The organism is Enterobacter sp. HSTU-ASh6 (assembly GCF_026319105.1).
Lineage (GTDB): Bacteria > Pseudomonadota > Gammaproteobacteria > Enterobacterales > Enterobacteriaceae > Enterobacter > Enterobacter sichuanensis.
The window spans coordinates 1-17326 of record NZ_WSPD01000025.1; the positions used below are offsets into that span (position 1 = coordinate 1).

The 17326-nt window shown below is 58.5% G+C and carries 18 protein-coding genes; 16 read left to right on the plus strand and 2 right to left on the minus strand.

Going from position 1 to position 17326, the window contains the following annotated elements; all coding sequences use genetic code 11:
• Positions 1-483 precede the first annotated feature (483 nt).
• Entirely contained in the window at positions 484-2526 is a 2043-nt protein-coding gene (paaZ, locus tag GM298_RS20970; protein ID WP_266155207.1) for a phenylacetic acid degradation bifunctional protein PaaZ, read from the minus strand.
• Positions 2527-2810: 284 nt separating this feature from the next.
• Between paaZ and paaA the strand changes: the two genes are divergently transcribed.
• The 16 genes from paaA to GM298_RS21055 all read left to right on the plus strand — a co-directional run bounded on the left by paaA (position 2811) and on the right by GM298_RS21055 (position 16109).
• A complete protein-coding gene (paaA, locus tag GM298_RS20975) occupies positions 2811-3740 on the plus strand; it encodes a 1,2-phenylacetyl-CoA epoxidase subunit PaaA (RefSeq protein ID WP_045286530.1) in 930 nt (309 codons plus the stop codon).
• A 12-nt stretch (positions 3741-3752) separates the two neighbouring features.
• On the plus strand, positions 3753-4040 hold the full coding sequence (gene paaB / locus GM298_RS20980; protein ID WP_266155208.1) for a 1,2-phenylacetyl-CoA epoxidase subunit PaaB: 288 nt from the start codon (positions 3753-3755) through the stop codon (positions 4038-4040).
• A gap of 8 nt (positions 4041-4048) precedes the next feature.
• Complete coding sequence (gene paaC / locus GM298_RS20985; protein ID WP_095449705.1) at positions 4049-4795, plus strand: 1,2-phenylacetyl-CoA epoxidase subunit PaaC; 747 nt, start codon at positions 4049-4051, stop codon at positions 4793-4795.
• Between the two features lie 11 nt (positions 4796-4806).
• A complete protein-coding gene (gene paaD, locus GM298_RS20990) occupies positions 4807-5304 on the plus strand; it encodes a 1,2-phenylacetyl-CoA epoxidase subunit PaaD (RefSeq protein ID WP_025757970.1) in 498 nt (165 codons plus the stop codon).
• Between the two features lie 7 nt (positions 5305-5311).
• Positions 5312-6382: a 1,2-phenylacetyl-CoA epoxidase subunit PaaE gene (gene paaE / locus GM298_RS20995; RefSeq protein ID WP_266155210.1), complete on the plus strand. Its 1071-nt coding sequence runs from the start codon at positions 5312-5314 to the stop codon at positions 6380-6382.
• Complete coding sequence (gene paaF / locus GM298_RS21000; protein ID WP_088244194.1) at positions 6379-7146, plus strand: 2,3-dehydroadipyl-CoA hydratase PaaF; 768 nt, start codon at positions 6379-6381, stop codon at positions 7144-7146. The genes paaE and paaF overlap by 4 nt, the downstream gene beginning before the upstream one ends.
• Positions 7146-7934, plus strand: a complete 789-nt coding sequence (gene paaG, locus GM298_RS21005; protein ID WP_025757967.1) for a 2-(1,2-epoxy-1,2-dihydrophenyl)acetyl-CoA isomerase PaaG — start codon at positions 7146-7148, stop codon at positions 7932-7934. Before paaF ends, paaG begins: the two co-directional genes overlap by 1 nt.
• A gap of 1 nt (position 7935) precedes the next feature.
• Positions 7936-9360 (plus strand): 3-hydroxyacyl-CoA dehydrogenase PaaH, encoded by a 1425-nt coding sequence (paaH, locus tag GM298_RS21010; RefSeq protein WP_095451379.1) that lies wholly within the window; start codon positions 7936-7938, stop codon positions 9358-9360.
• Positions 9350-9772 carry a hydroxyphenylacetyl-CoA thioesterase PaaI gene (gene paaI, locus GM298_RS21015; protein WP_045286536.1) on the plus strand — a complete coding sequence of 141 codons (423 nt, stop codon included), beginning with the start codon at positions 9350-9352 and terminating at the stop codon, positions 9770-9772. Before paaH ends, paaI begins: the two co-directional genes overlap by 11 nt.
• Complete coding sequence (gene pcaF / locus GM298_RS21020) at positions 9772-10977, plus strand: 3-oxoadipyl-CoA thiolase (RefSeq protein WP_266155213.1); 1206 nt, start codon at positions 9772-9774, stop codon at positions 10975-10977. Before paaI ends, pcaF begins: the two co-directional genes overlap by 1 nt.
• Before the next feature lie 27 nt (positions 10978-11004).
• Positions 11005-12327, plus strand: a complete 1323-nt coding sequence (gene paaK / locus GM298_RS21025) for a phenylacetate--CoA ligase PaaK (protein ID WP_025757962.1) — start codon at positions 11005-11007, stop codon at positions 12325-12327.
• A gap of 185 nt (positions 12328-12512) precedes the next feature.
• Entirely contained in the window at positions 12513-13448 is a 936-nt protein-coding gene (gene paaX, locus GM298_RS21030; protein WP_045286539.1) for a phenylacetic acid degradation operon negative regulatory protein PaaX, read from the plus strand.
• A gap of 9 nt (positions 13449-13457) precedes the next feature.
• Complete coding sequence (gene paaY, locus GM298_RS21035) at positions 13458-14054, plus strand: phenylacetic acid degradation protein PaaY (RefSeq protein WP_025757959.1); 597 nt, start codon at positions 13458-13460, stop codon at positions 14052-14054.
• A 517-nt stretch (positions 14055-14571) separates the two neighbouring features.
• Positions 14572-14964 (plus strand): hypothetical protein, encoded by a 393-nt coding sequence (locus GM298_RS21045; protein ID WP_266155214.1) that lies wholly within the window; start codon positions 14572-14574, stop codon positions 14962-14964.
• A 171-nt stretch (positions 14965-15135) separates the two neighbouring features.
• Positions 15136-15618 carry a glutathione peroxidase gene (locus GM298_RS21050; protein ID WP_266155215.1) on the plus strand — a complete coding sequence of 161 codons (483 nt, stop codon included), beginning with the start codon at positions 15136-15138 and terminating at the stop codon, positions 15616-15618.
• A 116-nt stretch (positions 15619-15734) separates the two neighbouring features.
• A complete protein-coding gene (locus GM298_RS21055) occupies positions 15735-16109 on the plus strand; it encodes a cell envelope integrity TolA C-terminal domain-containing protein (protein WP_266155236.1) in 375 nt (124 codons plus the stop codon).
• Between the two features lie 61 nt (positions 16110-16170).
• Here GM298_RS21055 and GM298_RS21060 read toward each other — a convergent pair whose 3' ends face one another.
• Positions 16171-17109 carry an omptin family outer membrane protease gene (locus GM298_RS21060; protein WP_025757952.1) on the minus strand — a complete coding sequence of 313 codons (939 nt, stop codon included), beginning with the start codon at positions 17107-17109 and terminating at the stop codon, positions 16171-16173.
• Between the last annotated feature and the right edge of the window lie 217 nt (positions 17110-17326).

The window sequence follows — 17326 nt, forward strand, 5'->3', positions numbered from 1 at the left end:
AAACGGGTTCTTATGCCTTAGTTGTAAGTGTCTACCATGTCCCCGAACAAGCGTTCACTATGTCCCCGGACCGTACAAGGGAGAGGGCTGGGGTGAGGGGGAACATACGGCTGTAGTGGTCATTCCGTTCACTTTATGTTTCTTGCTACTCTGTAACTGCATGACCTGTGAACGTGCCAGGGTGGCTCAATCGCCACCACCCTGGCGACCCGGGCTCCCGGCGGTAAATCGCCGCTTCGCGGTGCCCTCAGCTTATTCCTTCAGGCTATCGGGTCGGGCATGAGCCTGCATCCCTGCAGGCCACGCCCTCTCGGCGCATCCCTGCGCCTCGCCCCGGCCTTACGGAAACGCCTCGGCGATTTACAGCCGGACCAGGGCATCGCTGTAAGCCATTAATTTTCCTGAAGCATCATTTATCGCTTCCGGTAAAAAATATTACTGGGATTCCTCTCCCCTTTGGGGAGAGGGTCAGGGTGAGGGGCGTTAGCTGAAATCACCCTGCTGGCGCGCCACCAGCGTCAGAATGGAGTAGAGCGCCACCGCCTGCTGGTGCTGGTTGAAAATCTCAACCGCCCATTCCACCACGCCGGTCGGTTTTTCCTCTGCGGTACGCTGTTTCTTCAGCGTTTTACGTTTGCAGGTGAGACGTACCTGAATGGTATCGCCCGGTTTCACCGGCTCGATAAAGCGCAGGTTTTCCATACCGTAATTGGCTATGACCGGCCCGACGCCGGCGTCGACGAACAGGCCTGCCGCGGCGGAGATCAGGAAGTAGCCGTGCACCACGCGCTCGCCAAAGATCGACTCTGCCGCGCCGATCTTGTCCATATGGGCGTAGAAGTGGTCACCGCTCAGGCAGGCAAAGTTCACGATGTCCGCTTCCGTCAGGGTACGACGCGGCGTCAGCAGGCTGTCGCCCGGCTGCAGCTCCTCGAAGTATTTGCGGAACGGATGCACGCGATCTTCCTGCACCGTTGCGCCGCGCACCCACTGTTTACCAATGGCGGCCAGCATGGTCGGACTGCCCTGGATCGCGGTGCGCTGCAGGTAGTGCTTCACCGCGCGCAGTCCGCCCAGCTCTTCGCCACCGCCCGCGCGGCCCGGACCGCCGTGAACCAGCTGCGGCAGCGGGGAGCCGTGCCCGGTAGACTCTTTTGCGGATTCCTCGTTAAGGATCTGAATACGGCCGTGGGCGCGCGCCGCACCGGCAATAAACTGGCGGGCAATGGCCGAATCGGCGGTAACCAGCGTTCCCGCCAGGCTGCCGCCGCCGGCGCGGGCAAGCTGCATCGCGTGCTGCACATTGCGATATGGCATCAGGGTTGCAACCGGGCCGAAAGCCTCTGTCGCGTGGACCGCAGGGGTTTCATCCGGCTGAGGACAGAACAGCAGGGTCGGCGGGAAGAATGCGCCAGCGGCCTGCAAATCCGCTTTTCCACCCAGACGGATCTGACAGCCAGCGGCGATCAGCTGATTCACTTTCTCCTGCACGTCCGCGCGCTGTTCAGCGTTGACCAGCGCGCCCATCTTCACCCCTTCCTGCGCCGGGTCGCCCACCACCACCTTTTCCAGCCGCGCAATCAGCGCCTGGCTGACGGCCTCAATCTGGTTTTGCGGGACGATAATGCGGCGGATGGCGGTACATTTTTGTCCGGCCTTGGCGGTCATCTCACGCACCACTTCCCGGATGAACAGGGCGAACTCCGGCTGTTCCGGGGTGACGTCTTCACCCAGCACGCAGCAGTTCAGGGAGTCGGCCTCCATGGTGAATGGAATGGAATTCGCCACAATATTGGGGTGCACGCGCAGGCTTTGTCCGGTGCTGGCGGAGCCGGTAAAGGTGACCACGTCCTGGCTGTCGAGCTGTTCGAGCAGATCGCCCGCGCCGCCGCAGATCAGGCTAATGGCGCCGTCCGGCACCAGTCCGCTGTCCACGATGGATTTCACCATCGCCTGCGTGACCTGCGCGGTAGCGGTCGCGGGTTTGATAATGGCGGGCATGCCGGCAAGCCACGTCGGCGCCAGTTTTTCCAGCATCCCCCAGCAGGGGAAGTTAAAGGCGTTGATATGCACCGCCACGCCGGACTTCGAGGTCAGAACGTGACGCGCCGCAAAGCCGCCTTCTTTTGACAGCGGGATCAGTTCATCCTCCGGCCACAGCGTGTCATCCGGCAGTTCACGGCTGCCCAGGCTGGCGTAAGTGAAGAGGGTGCCGATGCCGCCTTCAATATCGACCCAGCTGTCTGCTTTCGTCGCCCCGGTCTGGGCGGAGAGGGCATAAAACGTCTCTTTCTCACCAAGCAGGTGCTTTGCCACCGCCTTCAGCATGGCCGCACGTTCGATAAAGGTCATTGCGTGAAGTGCTTCGCCGCCGCGCTCAATTGCATAGCGTCGGGCGGCTGCCATATCCAGCCCTTCGCTGGTCACGCTCCACAGCGCTTCGCCACTGATGGCGTGATGAATAGTGCGTTCACGTCCCCGGCCAGACTGCCAGGTACCGGACAAGAAGCTGGCTAACTGCTGCATCGCTTATCTCCAAATGTTACGTAATTTCACCATTAATAGTTTGATCGTGAATCATAAAAATCAAGCTGAGTTTTAATGAATTGTTAACATTGTGATCCGGGGTGACGAATCATTGCGCTCATATCGCAGTTATGAGAGGGGCTCAGGTAAAGCCTTGCGAGCGACATCACAAAACCAGGAAACAATTCTTGGGGTTATATTTAACCTTTGTGTAACTTTTAAAAAACAAAGTGATTCAACATTACGCTTTAGTTTGCAATCTAACGAATCATAAAGGTGATGGCGTGACGCAAGAACAACGGTTTGAGCAGCACATAGCGCAGGAGACGGCGATTGAGCCTCAGGACTGGATGCCTGACGCCTACCGTAAGACGTTGATCCGCCAGATTGGTCAGCATGCGCACTCCGAAATTGTCGGCATGCTGCCGGAGGGGAACTGGATCACCCGCGCGCCGACGCTGCGTCGAAAGGCGATCCTGCTGGCGAAGGTGCAGGACGAAGCCGGACACGGGCTCTACCTCTACAGCGCAGCCGAAACGCTGGGCTGCGCGCGGGAAGACCTCTACCAGAAGATGCTCGACGGCAAGATGAAGTACTCCTCCATTTTTAACTATCCGACCCTGAGCTGGGCCGATATCGGCGTGATTGGCTGGCTGGTAGATGGCGCCGCCATCGTCAACCAGGTGGCACTGTGCCGCACCTCTTACGGGCCCTATGCCCGGGCGATGGTGAAAATTTGTAAAGAAGAGAGCTTCCACCAGCGTCAGGGCTTTGAAGCCTGCATGGCGCTGGCGCAGGGGAGCGAGGCCCAGCGCCAGATGCTGCAGGACGCCATCAACCGCTTCTGGTGGCCGGCGCTGATGATGTTCGGGCCGAACGATGACAACTCGCCGAACAGCGCCCGCAGCCTGGCCTGGAAAATCAAACGTTTCGGTAATGACGAACTGCGCCAGCGCTTTGTCGACAACACGGTGCCGCAGGTGGAGATGCTGGGCATGACGGTGCCCGATCCCGATCTGCGCTTTGACGAAGAGAGCGGTCACTACCGTTTCGGCGAGATCGACTGGCAGGAGTTTGAAGAGGTCATTAACGGACGCGGGATCTGCAATCACGAACGCCTGGCGGCCAAGCGTAAAGCCTGGGAAGAGGGGGCATGGGTGCGGGAAGCCGCGCTGGCGCATGCTGAAAAACAACGCGCCCGCCAGGCCGCATAAGAGGAAATAACCATGAGCAATGTCTACTGGCCGCTGTACGAGGTGTTCGTACGCAGCAAACAAGGGTTGTCCCACCGTCACGTGGGCAGTCTGCATGCCGCCGACGACCGCATGGCGCTGGAAAATGCCCGTGATGCCTACACCCGGCGCAGCGAAGGGTGCTCTATCTGGGTGGTTAAGGCGAGCGAGATTGTCGCCTCCCAGCCGGAAGAGAGCGGCGAGTTCTTCGACCCGGCGGAAAGCAAGATTTACCGCCACCCGACGTTTTACACACTCCCCGACGGCATCGAGCACATGTGAGGCAAAGAATGAATTCAGTGACTGCCTATGCCCTGCGTCTGGGCGACAACGGTCTGGTGCTCTCCCAGCGTCTGGGCGCCTGGTGCGGCCACGCCCCGGAGCTGGAAATTGACCTCGCGCTCGCCAATATCGGGCTTGACCTGCTGGGCCAGGCGCGCAATTTCCTGAGCTATGCCGCCGGGCTGGAAGGACAGGGCGATGAAGACACGCTGGCGTTTGGTCGTGACGAGCGTCAGTTCCGCAATCTTCTGCTGGTGGAACAGCCGAACGGCAGCTTCGCCGACACGATTGCCCGCCAGTATCTGATGGATGCCTGGAACGTCGCGCTGTACGAACGCCTGACCCAAAGCCGCGACAGCCAGCTTGCCGCCATCGCCGCCAAAGCGATTAAAGAAGCACGCTACCACCTGCGCTTTAGCCGCGGCTGGCTGGTAAGGCTGGGGGACGGCACCGAAACCTCCGCGCAGAAAATGCAGCAGGCCATCGACAACCTGTGGCGTTTTACGGCGGAGCTGTTTGAGGCGGATGACGTCGAGCTGGAATTGATTGACGCCGGCGTGGCGGTTGACCCGCGCACGCTGCGTCAGCCGTGGGAAAGCGAAGTTTTTGCCGGTCTGAATGAAGCCTGCCTGCGGGTGCCCGAAGAGGTGGCGTACCGCACCGGGGGCAAGAAAGGGCTGCATACCGAACATCTCGGTCCGATGCTGGCGGAAATGCAGTATCTCCAACGCGCGTATCCCGGTCAGCAGTGGTAAAGGAGAACGCTATGCAACGCCTCGTCGACATCGCGCCTGCGCAAATTCCGCAAATCTGGGCGCTGTTAAGCCAGATCCCGGACCCGGAAGTACCGGTACTCACCATCACCGATTTAGGCATGGTGCGCAGCGTGAAGGCGCAAGGGGAAGGCTGGGTTATTGGCTTCACGCCCACCTACTCGGGGTGTCCGGCAACGGAACATCTGCTGGGGGCGATCCGCGACGCGATGACCGCCCATGGCTTTACCCCGGTGCATATCGTGCTCCAGCTTGAACCCGCCTGGACCACCGACTGGATGACCGCCGACGCGCGCGAGCGCCTGCGGGCATACGGCATCAGCCCGCCTGTTGGCCATAGCTGTCACGCGCACGCGCCAGCCGGGGTGAGCTGCCCGCGCTGCGCCAGCACCGACACCTCTCTTATCAGTGAATTCGGTTCGACGGCCTGCAAAGCGCTCTATCGCTGCAATGCCTGCCGTGAGCCCTTCGACTATTTCAAATGTATTTGAGGCTGCCATGACAACGTTTCATTCATTAACAGTGGCAAAAGTGGAACCCGAAACCCGCGACGCGGTGACCATCACGTTCGCGGTGCCGCAGGCGCTGCAGGAAGCCTACCGCTTTCGTCCCGGCCAGCACCTGACCCTGAAAACGACGCTGGGCGGGGATGAGCTGCGTCGCTGCTACTCCATCTGCCGGAGTAGCGCTCCGGGCGAGATCAGTGTGGCGGTCAAAGCCATCGAAGGCGGGCGCTTTTCGCGCTTTGCCCGGGATGAGATCAAAGCGGGTATGGCGCTGGAGGTGATGGTTCCTCAGGGACAGTTTGGCTACCAGCCGCAGGCAGGGCGCGAGGGGCACTATCTGGCGATTGCGGCAGGCTCCGGGATCACCCCGATGCTGGCGATTATCTCCGCGACGCTGGCGATCGAACCGAACAGCCATTTCACGCTGATCTACGGCAACCGCAGCAGCCAGAGCATGATGTTCCGCCAGGCGCTGGCGGACCTGAAGGACAAATACCCGCAGCGGCTGCAGCTGGTCTCCATTTTCAGCCAGGAGCGACTGGACAGCGACCTGCTTTATGGCCGCATCGACGGGGAAAAGTTGCAGGCGCTGGCGAAAACCCTGATCAACTTCCGCCAGTATGACGAAGCGTTTATCTGCGGCCCGTCGGCGATGATGGACGACGCCGAAGCCGCGCTGAAGGCGCTGGGAATGCCGGATAAATCGATTCATCTTGAGCGCTTCAATACCGCCGGAATCACTGTTAAACGCGCGGTGCACGTGCAGGCAGAAGGTCAGAAAGTGACCGTGCGCCAGGACGGACGCGACCGTGAGATCACCCTGACGGCAGACGACGAAAGCATACTTGATGCCGCCCTGCGCCAGGGGGCGGATCTCCCGTATGCCTGCAAGGGCGGCGTGTGCGCCACCTGTAAATGCAAAGTGCTGCGCGGGAAGGTGGACATGGCGACCAACTACAGCCTGGAGCCGGACGAGCTGGCCGCCGGGTATGTGCTGAGCTGCCAGTCGTTGCCGCTTACCGCTGATGTGATCGTGGATTTTGACGCGAAGGGGATGGCATGAGCGAACTGACTGTCACCCGTCATGGCCGCGTGCTGCAGCTGATGCTGAACCGTCCGGCGGCGCGCAACGCCCTCAACAATGCGCTGCTAACGCAGCTGGCGGAGCAGCTTGAGGCCGCCGCAGCGGATACCGGAGTCGCTGTCTGCGTGATTTACGGCAACGAACGCTGCTTTGCCGCCGGGGCGGATCTCAGTGAAATGGCAGAGAAAGACCTGCCTGCCACCCTGAACGATATTCGCCCGCAGCTATGGGCACGTATCAATGCATTTCCTAAACCGCTGATCGCCGCCGTGAACGGCTTCGCGCTGGGAGCGGGCTGCGAGCTGGCGCTGCTGTGCGACGTGGTGATTGCCGGTGACAACGCCCGTTTTGGCCTGCCGGAAATCACGCTCGGCATTATGCCCGGCGCGGGCGGTACCCAGCGTCTTATCCGCTGCGTCGGTAAATCGCTGGCCAGCAAAATGGTGCTGACCGGCGAGAGCATTTCCGCCGGGCAGGCGCTGAGCGCCGGGCTGGTCAGTGATGTTTTTCCGGCCGCGCTGACGCTGGAGTATGCCCTGAAGCAGGCGAGCCTGATGGCGCGCCACTCGCCGCTGGCACTGCAGGCGGCTAAACAGGCGCTACGCCAGTCTCAGGAGGTGCCGTTGCAGGCCGGGCTGGCCCAGGAGCGTCAGCTGTTTACGCTGCTCTCTGCCACTGAAGACCGCCGGGAAGGCATCGACGCCTTCTTACAAAAACGCACCCCCGACTTTAAAGGACGCTAATTGTGGAATTTATTCTCAGTCATGTAGAACAGGGCGTAATGACCCTTACGCTGAACCGTCCGGAGCGTCTGAACAGCTTCAATGACGTGATGCATCAGCAACTCGCCGAGTGCCTGAAACAGGCTGAGCGTGATGACACCGTTCGCTGCCTGCTGATCACCGGCGCCGGACGCGGTTTCTGTGCCGGTCAGGATCTGAATGACCGTAATGTCGACCCCAACGGCCCGGCGCCGGATCTGGGCATGTCCGTTGAAACCTTTTACAACCCGCTGGTTCGTCGCCTGGCAAAACTGCCGAAGCCGGTCATCTGCGCGGTCAACGGCGTGGCGGCCGGAGCCGGTGCCACGCTGGCGCTCGGGTGCGACATGGTGATTGCGGCGCGTTCCGCCAGTTTTGTGATGGCCTTCAGCAAGCTCGGGTTAGTCCCGGACTGCGGTGGCACCTGGCTGCTGCCGCGCGTGGCCGGACGCGCCCGTGCCATGGGGCTGGCGCTGCTCGGTGACAAGCTGAGCGCCGAACAGGCGCAGGCCTGGGGGATGATCTGGCAGGTGGTGGATGACGAACAGCTCTCCGCTACCGCGCAGCAGATGGCGCTGCACTTTGCGTCGCAGCCGACCTTCGGGCTGGGACTGATCAAGCAGGCGATCAATGCCGCGGAAACCAACACCCTGGACGCACAACTCGATCTCGAGCGCGACTATCAACGTCTGGCCGGGCGCAGCGACGACTATCGCGAGGGCGTCAGCGCCTTCCTGGCGAAGCGCGCGCCACACTTTACGGGGAAATAAGATGTTGAACATACGGACTGTCGCCGTGATTGGCAGCGGCACGATGGGTGCCGGCATCGCCGAGGTTGCTGCCAGCCACGGCCATCAGGTGCTGATTTACGACATCTCCGCCGATGCGATTTCACGCGCCATTGAGGGGATCCGCCAGCGTCTGGCTTCCCGGGTCACGCGCGGCAAACTCTCTGCAGATGCCAGCGGACAGATCCTCGCCCGGCTGCTCCCGGTCACTGATATCAGCGCGCTCTCTATGGCGGAGCTGGTGATAGAGGCCGCTTCTGAGCGTCTTGAGGTGAAAAAAGCGCTGTTTGTCCGGCTGGCTGAGATCTGCCCGGCGCAGACGGTACTGACCAGCAACACCTCTTCCATTTCGATCACGGCAATCGCGGCGGATGTACACCACCCGGAACGCGTCGCGGGGCTGCATTTCTTTAACCCGGCGCCGGTGATGAAGCTGGTGGAAGTGGTCAGCGGGCTGGCGACCTCCCCGGAAGTGGCCGACGCACTGTGCGAGCTGGCGCTCAACTGGGGGAAACAGCCGGTTCGCTGCCAGTCAACGCCGGGGTTCATCGTCAACCGCGTCGCGCGTCCGTTCTATTCCGAAGCCTGGCGCGCGCTGGAAGAGCAGGTGGCAGCACCAGAGGTGATTGACGCTGCCCTGCGCGAAGGGGGCGGTTTCCCGATGGGGCCGCTGGAGCTGACCGACATGATTGGTCAGGACGTTAATTTTGCGGTGACCTGCTCGGTATTTAACGCTTTCTGGCAGGAGCGGCGTTTTCTCCCCTCGCTGGTGCAGCAGGAGCTGGTGCTGGCTGGAAGACTGGGCAAAAAGAGCGGGAAGGGCGTTTACGACTGGCAGGGTGACAAACCCACCGTACAGTGGATTGAGACCGTAGATGACAGCTACAACCCGATGCGCGTCGAGAAAGAACGTGACGGCGTCACAAAAATTGATGATGTGTATCTCATCGAAACGCAGGGGGAAACCGCGCAGGCGCTGGCGTTACGCCTGAGCGGCCCGGTGGTGGTGGTAGACCGCATTGAAGGCGACGTGGCGGTGATTGCGGCCGCCGCCAGCAACCCCCTGACCTCGACACAAAAAGTCATCCGCTACCTGCAACAGCAGGGAAAACGGGTGGTGCAAATCGCCGATTATCCTGGCCTGTTGATCTGGCGCACGGTGGCGATGATTGCCAATGAAGCGCTGGATGCCCTGCAAAAAGGGGTGGCCAGCGAGAAGGATATCGATACCGCCATGCGTCTTGGCGTCAACTACCCGAGCGGCCCGATCGCCTGGGGGGAACGACTGGGCTGGCAGCGCCTGCTGACGCTGCTGGAGAACCTGCAGCGCCATTATGGTGAAGAACGCTATCGCCCCTGTTCACTGCTGCGCCAGCGCGCGCTTCTGGAGAGTAGCTATGAGTCATAACGCCTGGCACAACGCCCGCGCCATGTACGAACGGGATGCCTGCGCGCAGGCGATGGGGATGGATATTGTCGAGATGGACGAGGGCTACGCGGTGGTGACCATGACCATCACCCCGCAGATGCTCAACGGGCACAACACCTGCCACGGCGGACAGCTGTTTTCGCTGGCAGACACCGCTTTTGCCTACGCCTGCAACAGCCAGGGACTGGCAGCGGTGGCCTCAGGCTGCTCGATTGATTTTCTGCGTCCGGGCTTTGCCGGGGACACGCTTACCGCCACCGCGCGGGTGAAGCATCAGGGCAAGCTGACGGGCGTGTATGACATTGAGATCCAAAATCAACAACAGAAAACCGTCGCCCTTTTTCGCGGGAAATCTCACCGCATCGGCGGCAGTGTGACAGGAGAGGCCTGATGGGTGATGCATTTATTTGTGATGGCGTTCGAACCCCGGTGGGGCGCTACGGCGGCGCGCTTTCCACGGTAAGAACCGACGATCTCGGTGCCGTGCCGCTGCGCGCGCTGCTGGCCCGCTACCCGCAGCTCGACCTCGAGCGGATAGATGATGTGATTTTCGGCTGCGCCAACCAGGCGGGGGAAGATAACCGCAACGTGGCGCGTATGTCGGCATTGCTGGCCGGGCTCCCGCAAACGGTCTCCGGGACCACCATCAACCGCCTGTGCGGCTCCGGGCTGGACGCGATTGGTTTTGCCGCACGCGCTATCAGGGCGGGCGACGGCGATCTGCTGATTGCGGGCGGCGTGGAGTCGATGTCCCGTGCGCCGTTTGTGATGGGCAAAGCCACCGCCGCGTTTCAGCGTCAGGCGGAGATCTTTGATACCACCATCGGCTGGCGATTTGTGAATCCGCTCATGCATCAGCACTTCGGAACGGACAGTATGCCGGAAACGGCAGAGAATGTAGCTGAACTGTTAAATATCAGTCGTGCCGATCAGGACGCTTTTGCGCTGCGCAGCCAGCAGCGTACCGCACAGGCGCAGCAGAACGGCATTCTGGCGCAGGAGATCGTGCCGGTGCAGGTAGCGGGTAAAAAGGGCGCGGTCACCGAATTCAGCGTGGATGAACATCCGCGTGCGGACACCACGCTTGAACAGCTGGCCGCACTGAAAACGCCGTTCCGTCAAAACGGGGTAGTCACGGCGGGCAATGCCTCCGGCGTCAACGACGGTGCGGCGGCGCTGATCGTTGCCAGCGAGCAGATGGCGCTGGCTCAGGGGTTAGTCCCGCGCACGCGGATCGTGGCGATGGTAACGGCTGGCGTGGCGCCACGCCTGATGGGATTAGGCCCGGTACCTGCCACCCGCAAGGTGCTGGAGCGTGCCGGGCTCAGTATTAACGATATGGACGTTATCGAACTTAACGAAGCTTTCGCCTCCCAGGCGCTGGGCGTGCTGCGTCAGCTGGGGCTGCCGGATGATGCCGCACACGTTAACCCAAACGGTGGGGCGATTGCGCTGGGCCACCCGCTCGGCATGAGCGGGGCCAGGCTGGCGCTGGCAGCCAGCAATGAACTGCATCGACGCGGCGGGCGGTACGCGCTGTGTACGATGTGCATCGGTGTGGGTCAGGGCATTGCCATGATCCTTGAGCGTGTTTGATCAAATTTTCAATGTGAGTACCCTGCAATGACAACGACAAATACAACAAAGCTTGATCCGATTGAGACGGCCTCCATTGACGAGTTACAGGCGCTGCAGACCGAGCGTCTGAAATGGACGCTGCATCACGCCTATAACAACGTGCCGATGTACAAACGCAAGTTTGACGCCGCGGGCGTTCACCCTGACGATTTCAAAGAGCTGGCGGATATCCGTAAATTCCCGTGCACCACCAAGCAGGACCTGCGGGATAACTACCCATTCGATACCTTTGCCGTGCCGATGGAGCAGGTAGTGCGTATTCACGCCTCATCCGGTACCACCGGCAAACCGACGGTTGTCGGCTACACGCAAGGCGACATTGACAACTGGGCCAATCTGGTAGCCCGTTCCCTGCGCGCCGCGGGCGGCAGCGCGAAGGACAAAATTCACGTGGCGTATGGCTATGGCCTGTTTACCGGCGGGCTGGGGGCACACTATGGCGCCGAGCGCTTAGGGGCGACGGTGATCCCGATGTCCGGCGGCCAGACGGAGAAACAGGCGCAGCTGATCCGTGATTTCCAGCCGGATATGATCATGGTGACGCCCTCCTACTGCCTAAACCTGATTGAGGAGCTGGAGCGGCAGATGGGCGGCGATGCCAGCAGTTGTTCCCTGCGCGTGGGGGTCTTCGGCGCCGAGCCGTGGACCCAGGCGATGCGCCGCGAAATTGAGAAACGCTTAGGCATCACGGCGCTGGACATCTATGGCCTCTCGGAGGTCATGGGACCCGGGGTGGCGATGGAGTGTATCGAAACCGTTGACGGCCCGACCATCTGGGAAGATCACTTTTACCCGGAAATCGTCAACCCGAACGATGGCACGCCGCTGGATGACGGCGAGCAGGGCGAACTGCTGTTCACCACGCTGACCAAAGAGGCGTTGCCGGTGATCCGCTATCGCACCCGCGACCTGACGCGTCTGCTGCCGGCGACGGCGCGCAGCATGCGCCGCATGGACCGCATCAGCGGTCGCAGTGACGATATGCTGATCATCCGCGGCGTTAACGTCTTCCCGTCACAGCTGGAAGAGGAGATTGTGAAGTTCGAACACCTCTCTCCGCACTACCAGTTGGAGGTCAACCGTCGCGGGCATCTTGATTCACTTTCCGTGAAGGTGGAGCTAAAAGAGAGCAGCCTGACGCTAACGCACGAGCAGCGTTGCCAGGTGTGTCACCAGCTGCGTCACCGCATCAAGTCGATGGTGGGGATTTCCACCGACGTGACGATCGTGAACTGCGGCAGTATCCCGCGCTCAGAGGGCAAAGCCTGCCGGGTGTTTGATCTGCGTAAGGTGGCGGCCAACGGTTGATACGCCCCCCCCTCATCCTGACCTTCTCCCCGAAGGGGAGAAGGGACTGTACGGTGCGGTCTTTTCCCTCCACAGAAAGGGGAGAAGGGACTGCTCGGTGCGGTCTTTTCCCCTCTCCCCTCTGGGGAGAGGGTCAGGGTGAGGGTCCTATGCTATGATTCATCCAGGACAAAAATAACAACAGAATGAATCACATGAATAAACTCGACGCCTTTATCCAGCACGCGGTCAGCTCCGTTCCAGTCAGCGGGACATCCCTTATTTCCTCGTTATACGGTGATGCGCTTTCCCATCGCGGCGGTGAGATTTGGCTCGGTAGTCTGGCCGCCCTGCTGGAAGGGATGGGGTTTGGTGAACGCTTCGTGCGTACCGCGCTGTTCCGCCTCAACAAAGAGGGCTGGCTCGACGTCTCGCGCATCGGGCGGCGCAGCTTTTACCGCCTGAGTGATAAAGGGCTGCGCCTGACGCGTCGCGCGGAGAATAAAATCTACCGCGCGGAACTGCCCGCCTGGGATGGTAAATGGTTACTGCTGCTCTCCGAGGGGCTGGATAAAAACACCCTCGCCGACGTCAAAAAACAGCTTATTTGGCAGGGGTTTGGCACGCTGGCGCCGAGCCTGATGGCCTCGCCGTCGCAGCATCTGGCGGATGTGCAGTCCCTGCTACACGATGCCGGCGTGGCGGAAAACGTGATTTTCTTTGAAGCCCACTCGCCGCTGGCGCTCTCCCGCGCCGCGCTGCGTTCCCGGGTCGAAGAGTGCTGGCAGTTGACCGAGCAAAACGCGATGTACGAGACGTTTATCACCTCGTTCCGCCCGCTGCTGCCGCTGCTGAAAGAGGCCGCGCCGGAAGAGCTGACGCCGGAACGCTGCTTCCAGATCCAGCTGTTACTGATCCACTTTTATCGTCGTGTGGTGCTAAAAGACCCGCTGCTGCCGGAGGAGTTACTGCCTGCGCACTGGGCCGGGCAAAGCGCCCGACAGCTCTGCATCAATATTTATCAGCGTGTGGCACCGGGGGCGCTGGCGTTTGTCAGCGAGAAGGGCGAAACCTCCGTCGGCGAACTGCCTGTGCCCGGCACGCTCTACTATCAACGCTTTGGCGGTTTGACAAGCGCATAAGGAGTGAGGATGCCTGTTTATCAAATTGACGGTCTGACGCCGGTGGTGCCGGACGAGAGCTATGTACACCCAACGGCGGTGCTGATTGGCGACGTGATTCTGGGCAAAGGTGTTTATGTCGGCCCCAATGCCAGCCTGCGCGGTGATTTCGGCCGTATCGTGGTGAAAGACGGGGCGAACATTCAGGATAACTGCGTCATGCACGGTTTCCCGGAGCAGGACACGGTGGTGGAAGAGGACGGGCATATTGGCCACAGTGCGATCCTTCACGGCTGTGTGATCCGCCGCAATGCGCTGGTGGGCATGAACGCGGTGGTGATGGACGGCGCCGTCATTGGCGAGAACAGCATCGTCGGCGCCGCGGCGTTCGTGAAGGCGAAAGCGGAGATGCCCGCCAACCATTTGATCATCGGCAGCCCGGCAAAAGCGATCCGCGAGCTGAGCGAGCAGGAGCTGGCCTGGAAGCAGCAGGGCACGCGGGAGTATCAGGTGCTGGTGGAACGCTGCAAGCTGACGATGCATCAGGTAGAGCCGCTGCGTGAGGTTGAGCCAGAGCGGAAACGGCTGACGTTTGATGAGAATTTACGGCCGAAGTCGGCGGTGTAAGGAGTGGTCCGCTTCGCGGCAGAAGCGGACGAAAGAGACTTATCTTGTGCTTAGCGCGAGTTTAGCCGCGAAGCACAAAAACAAGCCTCCTGTTGCCCTGTCCATAACCTTGATCACGCCACTTCTCTTCAGGATGCCTGACGCAAAACATATAAAACAGCCAGCATCGATGCCAGGCGCAGTGTGAATAGCTTTTCGTCCCCCTTCAGCGCAGGCCGTTCGAAGAATCAGAGCCGTATCCAGGCCAGGCGTGAGAGTGAGCAGGAGTGCAGCGAAGGAGAAAGTGAGAAGTGAATCAGCAACAGTCATTTTCTTTACCCGAAAGATTGGATTTTACTCATACACCTGTCCCCAGGCAATCCATTGGTGAAATTTAACCGCTGGTTGAGTCGGTGAAGATGATTTCTTAACCGGTCTTACATCGCAACGCGCTATTGTTATCAAGAAACGCTTCAGGGGGCCGATAATAATCTATGGATTAAACGTAATTCCTGAAAATAAAAAATGGATGATTCCGATGAAAATGACTTATAAGCATATCCAACAACCATGTCAGCAAGAAGGGTGTGGTATTGCTGTTATGGCCCGTTTACTTCAAAAAACTTATGAAGAAACGTTACACATTGCAATGGAAAAAGGTTTCTGTGATAAATATAAACGTGTCAATCTTGCGCAAATGAAACGATTTTTGCTTTATATCGGATTGGAGAATGTTTCGTTTATAAAACACGACGGGGTCAGTGAACCGAAGAATAATGGTATATTTCATGGCCGCTGGGATAATGTTACCAGTGGGGCTCGCCACTGGATTGCCTGCTACGAAGGTCTGTATTTTGATCCTTTATTACCTCATCCCGTACCTCATTTACCTGAGGGGTTCCATGTGACGCAAATTTTCAATCATCCTTGAATATTAACGGCTGGAAGACTCCTTTTATTGGGAAAGTAGCACGTATTGGGACTTATATAACGGGCGTATAGATATTTTAATCCTCAATGCCGCTCAGTGGCTGTAAAGATCCGAATCACGTGCTATGTGGTAATGTTGAGGGTGAATACATTCCGCTTTGAGGTTGCCAGTATGACGCATTTTTATCAATTTACAGCCACCCGCCTGGATGGCCGACCGGTCGCTATGGCCGACTACGAGGGTAAGGTGGTGCTGGTCGTGAATACGGCTAGCCTGTGTGGCTTTACGCCGCAGTACGCTGCTCTTGAAGCGTTATACAAGAAATACGCGCCTCAGGGATTTGTCGTGCTTGGCTTTCCCTGTAATCAGTTCGGTAAACAGGAGCCCGGCGGCGCCGACGACATCTCAAGAACCTGCCACATAAACTACGGTGTCAGTTTTCCGATATTCGAGAAAATAGAGGTCAATGGCGCCGCCGCGCACCCGCTGTTTCGTTACCTGAAAGAGGAATTGCCCGGCGTGCTGGGTGGGCGGATCAAGTGGAACTTTACGAAATTCCTGATTGGACGCAACGGTAAACCGCTCAAACGTTTTGCACCGATGACCACGCCCGAGAAAATGGAATCGGCGGTTCGTGCCGCACTGACAGGCTAATTATTAGTAGTTGAGTAGCGACCACCAGTTACGAAAGAATAGGCCAACACTGTTGAGGTTTAAATGGATTTAGGGAGCAAGACGTGGGCGTGTCTGACACAGTAAAGAAAATCGTGATGCTGGCCATTGTGGCGAGCCTGGCTGCGGGATGCGCGCCGTTACATCCTTCCGGGTGCCATAAGACCACGGCAACGGGGTCTTGTGGTTCCGGACGCTGGGACGATCAGGATGAATGGGGGGCGCAGGCACGGGCGATCAAGGCGGCAATAGAAGACAAACTTGACGAGCCGCAAAAGTGGAAAGGGAAAAAATGCCGGTTGCATATTGAATTTGCTCAGGATGGCACGGCGTTAGCTATCTCAACCAGCGACGGCAATAAAGCCTGGTGCGAAGCGCTAAAATCAGCAGCCCAAAAAGCCACCTTCCCGGCCTTCAATAATCCGGAAGTCTACAGAGATTTTCAAAAATCCGGCTTTGACATGCGAGGTTAGCGCAGAAAAGGCCCCATCAGGGGCCTGAACTGTATTAACAATCGACTGCGTTTCGCCTGGATTAGAAGCGATATTGCAGACCCGCTGTAATGGTATAGTTGTGGTTAGAAATACCCGCAGCGTCCCCACCAATAGAGCCGGACTGCCCGGTATTGGTATCAATAATCTGCGTACCGCCTTTACCTTCTTCGTAGCTGCTATAGGTAAATTCAGCAAATACTTTGGCATGCGGAGTGACATAATACCCGGCATCGACGGATGCGCCATAATAGCGGGAATCGGTAGTTTTCTCACGGAAGGTCAGATCGCGCATGTAGTGCTCATCGTTATCATGCGCACGGACCCAGTCACTGAATTTAAACAGGGCATTAAACTCAAAGTCATTAAATCGGTACTGTCCTGCAAGACCAATATATGGCATGGAGAAACGCTGGCTATAACCAATGCCGCGTTCGCCTGCCGGGAAGTTCCCTTTATAGGTGCCGTTATCGTAATTGTAAGTACCGCCAGTCGCCGTCCAGCTGAAGCGGGTTTCCTGATAACCTGCGGTAACGCCCGCTTTATAATTATCGCCCTGGAAGATCCAACCTTTTACGTTGAGATCGTATTCATTGGCATAGTTAACGTTCGTCGCTGGATGGCTCGAATGATCTGTCCAGGAGGATTGTTTTGCATTCATCCAGTCATAGTCATCCATATGACCAGAGCCTGATGCGAGGGATGTCCAGCCGCGGGCGTTCAGTGTCAAAAAGGAGTAAGCATCCCAGGAAATATCGCCTTTCAGAATGGCGACATTTTTAATTTTCCAGTCCAGCTGGCTAATTTTTCTTCCTGTCACTTCGTCATAAACCATCTCGTGAGATTTTCCGCTCAGCATCCCGGCAGAGGCTGAAACCGTTAAACTCTCTGGTGAAAAATCCGGAGTGACTTGTGCTGGTCCTGCATATACTGCCCCTGAAAACGCGGCCATCATCATTCCCGCAACGACTTTATTTGTCATTTTTATTTCCCTAAATCAAATTAATCAATGAGTTGCAGACAAATCTTAAAAGTCATACAAATAAGAATCAACTGCCAGTTTTGGTATTTTTTTTTCGTGTCTGAACTTAAGCGAAATATAATCTTGTGAATACAGGTGTTGTACCCGGCGACAAGATCGGACACATTAATCCCGTGAGTAACCACCCAACGGTTATTAGCCAAAAAAATAACGCGAT

Coding starts and splice junctions, on each gene's coding strand:
- paaZ (WP_266155207.1), bottom strand. CDS start 2,526: ATGCAGCAGTTAGCCAGCTTCTTGTCCGGTACCTGGCAGTCTGGCCGG.
- paaB (WP_266155208.1), top strand. CDS start 3,753: ATGAGCAATGTCTACTGGCCGCTGTACGAGGTGTTCGTACGCAGCAAA.
- paaC (WP_095449705.1), top strand. CDS start 4,049: ATGAATTCAGTGACTGCCTATGCCCTGCGTCTGGGCGACAACGGTCTG.
- paaD (WP_025757970.1), top strand. CDS start 4,807: ATGCAACGCCTCGTCGACATCGCGCCTGCGCAAATTCCGCAAATCTGG.
- paaE (WP_266155210.1), top strand. CDS start 5,312: ATGACAACGTTTCATTCATTAACAGTGGCAAAAGTGGAACCCGAAACC.
- paaF (WP_088244194.1), top strand. CDS start 6,379: ATGAGCGAACTGACTGTCACCCGTCATGGCCGCGTGCTGCAGCTGATG.
- paaH (WP_095451379.1), top strand. CDS start 7,936: ATGTTGAACATACGGACTGTCGCCGTGATTGGCAGCGGCACGATGGGT.
- paaI (WP_045286536.1), top strand. CDS start 9,350: ATGAGTCATAACGCCTGGCACAACGCCCGCGCCATGTACGAACGGGAT.
- pcaF (WP_266155213.1), top strand. CDS start 9,772: ATGGGTGATGCATTTATTTGTGATGGCGTTCGAACCCCGGTGGGGCGC.
- paaK (WP_025757962.1), top strand. CDS start 11,005: ATGACAACGACAAATACAACAAAGCTTGATCCGATTGAGACGGCCTCC.
- paaX (WP_045286539.1), top strand. CDS start 12,513: ATGAATCACATGAATAAACTCGACGCCTTTATCCAGCACGCGGTCAGC.
- paaY (WP_025757959.1), top strand. CDS start 13,458: ATGCCTGTTTATCAAATTGACGGTCTGACGCCGGTGGTGCCGGACGAG.
- GM298_RS21045 (WP_266155214.1), top strand. CDS start 14,572: ATGAAAATGACTTATAAGCATATCCAACAACCATGTCAGCAAGAAGGG.
- GM298_RS21050 (WP_266155215.1), top strand. CDS start 15,136: ATGACGCATTTTTATCAATTTACAGCCACCCGCCTGGATGGCCGACCG.
- GM298_RS21055 (WP_266155236.1), top strand. CDS start 15,735: ATGCTGGCCATTGTGGCGAGCCTGGCTGCGGGATGCGCGCCGTTACAT.
- GM298_RS21060 (WP_025757952.1), bottom strand. CDS start 17,109: ATGACAAATAAAGTCGTTGCGGGAATGATGATGGCCGCGTTTTCAGGG.